Here is a 6,307-nt window from a genome sequence, read left to right as displayed (position 1 = left end):
CGCTCTGGATTCCGGGTGCCGCTGCGCGGCCCCGAATGACGATCATCATCGGCATATGCGATTGCCCTGCCCCTTCAGGGTGGGGGTAGATTCACATGCGATAGCCCCTGTCCCTCAAGAGGGAGGGGGCTTGCCGCCCATCATGAATGTCCGGCGGTATTGGTTTCCGCAGCCGTTCACCTCAGTGTCGGCGCCCCTGCGGTGAAAAGGGCGGTATCAACCCTGCGCCCCGCCCCGCGGCTCGCCGCGATGCGGAAGAAATCGACGAAGGCGCGCAGGGCCGGCCGCATCTGGCGCCGGCTCGGATAATAGACGTGAAAACCGTCGAACCACGGGCACCAGTCCTCCAGCACGCGCACCAGCCTGCCGTCGGCGAGCGGCTGCCGGACATAATCCTCGAAGACGAAGGCGATGCCGGCGCCGCCGATCGCGGCCTCGACGATCAGCCGGTCCTCGCCGAGGATCAGCGGCCCGTCCACCGCGACCTCCAGGTCCTCGCCGTCCTTCTCGAATTCCCAGCGGTAGAGCGCGCCGCTGGAAAAGCGGAAGCGGATGCAGTCGTGCTCGCTCAGGTCGCGGGGATGCGCCGGCCGCGGCCTCGTCTCGAACCAGGAGGGCGCCGCCACCACCGCGCCGCGCATCGGCGGGCCGATGCGCACAGCGATCATGTCGGGCTGCAGGCTTTCGCCCAGCCGGACTCCCGCGTCGAAGCCGCCCGCGACGACGTCGGTGAAACGGTCGTCCACGACGATCTCCAGCACGATGTCGGGATATGCCTCGGCGAAGGCGCCGAGCCGCGGCGCCAGCGTCAGATGCGCCGCGGTGCGCGGCAAGGTGAGGCGCAGATTGCCGGCCGGCGTCTCGCGCGATTCGATGGCCGATTCCAGCGCCAGGTCGATCTCGGAAAGCGCCGGCCGCAGCCGCTCGAGCAACTGCGCCCCAGCCTCTGTCGGCGCCACGCTGCGCGTGCTGCGGGCCAGCAGCCTGACTCCCAACCCGTCTTCCAGGCTAGCGACGGCATGGCTGACGGCCGAGGGCGCAATGCCGAGCTCCCTGGCGGCGCCGCGAAAGCTGCCATAGCGTGCGACCGCGGCAAGCACGGCGAGCTGGGCGAGATAGGTGCGCTTCATTGCTCCATTTTATCGAACAGGCCATGACATTGCGCGTATATTCTCGAACAGGGTTGCAGGCCCTACGTTTGCTGCATCGCACAAGACAGCAGGAGCGACCGATGCCAAACCGCAAACTTGGAACCGAAATCGACGTCTACCCGGTCGGGCTCGGCTGCATGGGGATGAGCCACGCCTATGGCGGCCAGGACGAAGCCGACGCCATCCGCACGCTGCACCGCGCCGTCGAGATCGGCGTCACCTTCTTCGACACCGCCGAGGTGTATGGGCCGTTCGACAACGAGGTGCTGGTCGGCAAGGCGCTGCGGCCGCTGCGCGACCGCGTCGTCATCGCCACGAAATTCGGCTTCAGGATCGCCGAGCAGGGCAAGGGGACCGAGCGCATGGTCGGACTCGACAGCCGGCCGGAGCATGTGAAGGCCGTCGCCGAGGCGTCGCTGCAGCGGCTCGGCGTCGAGGTGATCGATCTTTTCTACCAGCACCGCGTCGATCCCACGGTGCCGATCGAGGACACGGTCGGCGCGATGGCCGATCTCGTGCGCGCGGGCAAGGTCAGGGCGCTCGGCCTGTCGGAGGCGAGTGCCGCGACCATCCGGCGCGCCCATGCCGTGCATCCGATCGCCGCCGTGCAGAGCGAATATTCGCTGTGGACCCGCGAGCCGGAGGCGGACGTGTTCCCGGTGCTGCGCGAGCTCGGCATCGGCTTCGTGCCCTTCAGTCCACTCGGCCGCGGCCTTCTGACCGGCGCGATCCGCACGGGCGCCGATCTCGGCGCCGACGACTGGCGCCGCACCCTGCCGCGCTTCCAGCCTGAGAACATGGCGACGAACGTTGCCATCGCCGATACGCTGCAGCGACTTGCGGTGGAGAAGGGCGTGACCGCCGCGCAGCTGGCGCTCGCCTGGGTGCTGCATCAGGGCGATTTCATCGTGCCGATCCCCGGCGCGCGGAAGATCCATCACCTGGAGCAGAACACCGCGGCTGCCGGGATTTCGCTCAGCGCGGCCGAGCTGGCGGCGATCGGGGAAGCGGCGTCGCCGGACAAGGTCGCCGGCAATCGCTATCCCGAGGCGGCGCTGGCGCAGGTGGATCGGTGAACTAAGGATCTCACGCCACTGGCGTTGTGATTGACGGCTTTACCCCCACCCCTCCTCCCCACAAGGGGGAGGGGGACTTTGCGGCCGTCTATACCGCGTAAAACCGTCAATGGTTGATTGGCGCCTGGCGGAGACGCAGGCCGATGCCCCTCCCCCTTGTGGGGAGCGGTTAGAGGTGGGGGTAAACTCATCTGGGATTGCCCTGCCTCGGGAGGCCGGATGAAGGAGTATCGGACGGGGGATCATGATCATGAGGCCGCCGGACCAAGCCGTCGGCATAAGCCTATCCCCGCAGCACGCCGCCGGTCTGCTTTTTCACGTTCTCGACGATCCGCCCCGCCAGCGCCTCGAAGTCCTCGTCGGTCAAGGTCCGCTCGACCGGCTGGATCGCCACCTCGATCGCCACCGACTTCTTGCCGGCGCCGAGCGAAGCGCCTTCGAACACGTCGAAGACCGAGACTCCGGTGATCAGCTTCTTGTCGGCGCCGGCGGCGGCGCGCACGATCGTGCCGGCCTCGACGGTGCGGTCGACGACGAAGGCGAAATCGCGCTTGACCGCCTGGAAGGCGGAAAGCTCCAGTCTCGGCTTGGTGCGCGTCGGCTTGGTCTTGGGCTCCGGGATGGCGTCGACGAACACCTCGAAGCCGCAGAGCGGGCCAGACACGTCGAGTGCTTCCAGCGTCTTCGGGTGGAACTCGCCGAAATGGCCGAGCACGGTCTTGGGCCCGAGCTTGATCACGCCGGAGCGGCCGGGGTGGTACCAGGTCGGCGCGCCGGCCTCGACCTGGAGCTTGTCCACCGGCGCGCCGCAGGCCTCCAGCACGGCAAGCGCGTCCGCCTTGGCGTCGAACACGCCGACCGCTCCGGCATTGCCGGCCCAATGGCGGCCGGCGCCGTCGAGCTTTGCCGTGCCGCGCCGCACGCCGGCGGCGACGCGGCGCTGGCCTTCCGGCGTGTCGCCCTCATAGGTGCCCGACACCTCGAACAGCGCGACGTCGGCGAAACCGCGGTCGGCATTGCGCTGCGCGGCGGCGACCAGCCCCGGCAGCAGCGACGGGCGCATGTCCGACATGTCGGCGGCGATCGGGTTGGAAAGCCGCAGCTCCGGCCGGCCACCGCCGAACATTTCGGCGTGCCTTTGCGGGATGAACGACCAGGTGACGGCCTCCATCATGCCGCGCACGGCCAGCGCGCGTTTCGCCGCGCGGCTGCGGATCTGCAGCGTCGTCAGGATTTTTCCGTTGACCGCGTCGTGGCTGGCGAGTGGCCGCGGCGCGATGGCATCGACGCCATGGATGCGCATGACCTCCTCGACCAGGTCGGCCTTGCCGTCGACATCCGGCCGCCAGGACGGAACGGCGACGTCGACGACATCGCCGCTGCCTTTCGGCGCGAAGCCGAGGCGCGACAGGATGTCGAGGGCTTCCTGCTTCGGCACGTCGAGGCCGGTGAGGCGCTTGACCTCCGAGACGGGGAAGGAGACGATCTTCGGCTCATGTCCGGCATAGCCGACCACTTCGCTGGCCGACGGTGTGCCACCGCACAGCGCGAGCACCATCTTGGTGGCGAGCTCCAGGCCCGGCACCATCATCTCGGGATCGACGCCGCGCTCGAAGCGGTAGCGGGCGTCGGTAATGATGCCGAGCGCGCGGCCGGTGCGGGCGACGTTGAGCGGCTCCCACAGGGCGGATTCGATCAGCACGTCGGTGGTGGATTCGTCGCAGCCGGAATGCTCGCCGCCCATGATGCCGGCGATCGATTCGACGCCGTTGTCGTCGGCAATCACGCACATCTCCGGGGTGAGCGCGTAGGGCCGCCCGTCCAGCGCCAGCACCATCTCGTCCTGCGCCGCGCGGCGCACGACGAGACTGCCGGCAACCTTCTTCGCGTCGAAGACATGCAGCGGCCGACCGCGGTCGAAGGTGATGTAGTTGGTGATGTCGACCAGCGCGTTGATGGGGCGCAGGCCGATCGCCAGCAGCCGTTGCTGCAGCCATTTGGGCGAGGGGCCGTTCTTGACGCCGCGCACCAGGCGCAGCGCGAAGCCGGGGCAGAGCTCGGGGGCCGCGATGGTCAGCTCGACCGGGCAGTCGCCGACGCCGGCGACCGGCTCGATGGCAAGAGTCTTCAGCCGGCCGAGGCCGCTGGCGGCGAGGTCGCGGGCGATGCCGTGAACGCCGGTGGCGTCCGGCCGGTTGGGGGTCAGGTTGATCTCGATGACCGGATCGTCGAGTTTCGCCCATGCGGCGTAGGATTGGCCGACCGGCGCGTCGTCAGGCAGGTCGATGATGCCGTCGTGCTCGTCCGACAGCTCCAGCTCGCGCTCCGAGCACATCATGCCGAAGCTTTCGACACCGCGGATTTTTCCAACCGACAGCGTGATGCCGGAGCCGGGAATGACGGTGCCGGGCGCGGCGAAGGCGCCGACCATGCCGGCCCGCGCATTGGGCGCGCCGCAGACGACCTGGACGGGGGGCTTGCCGTTGCCGGTGTCGACCATCAGCACGCGCAGCTTGTCGGCGTCGGGGTGTTTTTCGGCGGTGAGCACCTTGGCAATCACGAAAGGCTTCAGCCCGGCCTTGTCGTCGACGGCCTCGACCTCCAGCCCGATCGCGGTCAGCCGCGCGACGATCTCGTCGAGCGAGGCGTCGGTGTCGAGATGGTCCTTGAGCCAGGAAAGCGTGAGTTTCATTCTGTCGTTCCGTCTGGTCTGGGTACGCTGGTCTTGACGTGGCGGGGCAGCCCGTCGGGCATGTGGACGAAGGGCAGCTGCTCGCGCACATGGGCGTGCTGGGTGGGTCGGTAGAGCGCCGGCTGGTCCATGACGCCGAGCAGGAAATAGATGCGCTCGCCGATGCGCGCGTCGGCATAGGAAATCGGCGAGCCGCAGACGCCGCAGAAGCTGCGCGTCACCGGGCCGTTCTCGAAGCGGCGCAGTTCTTCGCCGCCGTCGATGCTGACCTCGTCGGCCATGAAGCCGACGAAGGCCGCGAGCGGTGCGCCGGTGGCGCGGCGGCAGTCTGCGCAGTGGCAATAGCTGACGTGATGCGGCTCGGCGCGCGCCGAGAAGCGCACGGCGCCGCAGCGGCAGCCGCCGGTGTGCGGGTCGCTCATGCGGCAACCTCCCTGTCCAGGACGTCGACGAGCCTGAAGCGCTCGCACATGAGCCGCATGTCCGGCGAGAAGCCGCCATTGCGCTCGAAATAGGCCTCGTGCGCCTGCCGCCACCAGGTCAGCGACAGGTCGCCTTCGCCCTCGTCGCGGGCGAAGTCGGCATCCACCTCGTCGAAACGGCGGATGGTCACCTCGACGGTCTCGATCACAGCGGCGCGCCGCCCCTGTCCGTCGAGCACCACGTCCCGGCGGCCGACCACCGGCATCGGCTCGCCGCCGGCGCCGAAGTCGCTCAGCGCGCCGCAGGTCGCGGTCTTGCGACCGGCGAGCACCAGCGCCAGAAGCGCGTCGGCGAGCTCCGGGCTGTCGCCGAAGGCGAAGGTGACGGCGGGGGTGTGGGAGGTGAGGGTCATGACGGGGTTCCGGTCACTCGGCGGCGACCGGGCGCCTTTTGCCAAGGAACATGCTCTTACTCGGCGGCCAGCACAGGTTTAACCGCTTTGGGATATTTCCAGCCGCTCAGCATACCCCGGATCGAAAGATCCTCATCGATGTCAGGCCAGTGCACGCCATCCAACATCAACTCGACATTGTTCCGCTCCGCCGGCGAAGCCGAGACGAGGCGAGGATACCACCACAACGGCGTAACCACTTCGCGGCCATCGGCAAGCCGGACATGCAGCTGCGTCGGGTCGCACCAGGCGTCGACCGGACGTTCATTCTCAGAATATGGCTCTGAAGAACTCATGCCATGCCTCCAGAAATTCGTCTCTGTGGTCATTTGTGACCTCGATGATACGCTTCAAGTCGGATGACTTGAAGCCTTGATGCTCCGCCATCTCGACCGGCTCCAACCAGACCTTCGCCTTTCCGCCATGGCCAGCAGCGTGGATGTGCGGCGGTTCGTGCATGTCGGAACCGTAGAAATGGAACCGGATGCCGTATTTGCGAAGGACCGTCGGCATC

General features: G+C 68.0%; 7 protein-coding genes. 1 reads left to right on the top strand and 6 read right to left on the bottom strand.

Translation table 11 applies throughout. The annotated features are described in order from the left end of the window. Positions 1 to 176 precede the first annotated feature (176 nt). A complete protein-coding gene (locus tag AC5JDC_RS16305; protein WP_495842728.1) occupies positions 177 to 1,130 on the bottom strand; it encodes a LysR family transcriptional regulator in 954 nt (317 codons plus the stop codon). Between the two features lie 101 nt (positions 1,131 to 1,231). Between AC5JDC_RS16305 and AC5JDC_RS16300 the strand changes: the two genes are divergently transcribed. Further along, complete coding sequence (locus AC5JDC_RS16300; protein ID WP_495842726.1) at positions 1,232 to 2,227, top strand: aldo/keto reductase; 996 nt, start codon at positions 1,232 to 1,234, stop codon at positions 2,225 to 2,227. Positions 2,228 to 2,510: 283 nt separating this feature from the next. Here the strand turns inward: AC5JDC_RS16300 and pheT are convergent, their stop codons facing one another. From pheT to AC5JDC_RS16275, 5 genes are read right to left on the bottom strand one after another with little or no spacing between them, the layout of a single operon-like run. Beyond that, complete coding sequence (pheT, locus tag AC5JDC_RS16295; RefSeq protein WP_495842724.1) at positions 2,511 to 4,919, bottom strand: phenylalanine--tRNA ligase subunit beta; 2,409 nt, start codon at positions 4,917 to 4,919, stop codon at positions 2,511 to 2,513. After that, entirely contained in the window at positions 4,916 to 5,341 is a 426-nt protein-coding gene (locus AC5JDC_RS16290) for a GFA family protein (RefSeq protein ID WP_495842722.1), read from the bottom strand. Before AC5JDC_RS16290 ends, pheT begins: the two co-directional genes overlap by 4 nt. Continuing rightward, positions 5,338 to 5,754: an ASCH domain-containing protein gene (locus AC5JDC_RS16285; protein WP_495842720.1), complete on the bottom strand. Its 417-nt coding sequence runs from the start codon at positions 5,752 to 5,754 to the stop codon at positions 5,338 to 5,340. The genes AC5JDC_RS16290 and AC5JDC_RS16285 overlap by 4 nt, the downstream gene beginning before the upstream one ends. A 56-nt stretch (positions 5,755 to 5,810) precedes the next feature. Beyond that, positions 5,811 to 6,089: a DUF2442 domain-containing protein gene (locus AC5JDC_RS16280; RefSeq protein ID WP_495842718.1), complete on the bottom strand. Its 279-nt coding sequence runs from the start codon at positions 6,087 to 6,089 to the stop codon at positions 5,811 to 5,813. Further along, on the bottom strand, positions 6,064 to 6,306 hold the full coding sequence (locus AC5JDC_RS16275) for a DUF4160 domain-containing protein (RefSeq protein ID WP_495842716.1): 243 nt from the start codon (positions 6,304 to 6,306) through the stop codon (positions 6,064 to 6,066). Before AC5JDC_RS16275 ends, AC5JDC_RS16280 begins: the two co-directional genes overlap by 26 nt. Position 6,307: the final 1 nt, after the last annotated feature.

It is taken from the genome of Kumtagia sp., from assembly GCF_059502445.1.
The sequence above is the reverse complement of the archived record's forward strand: the minus strand, read 5'-3'. Positions and strand labels throughout refer to the sequence as shown.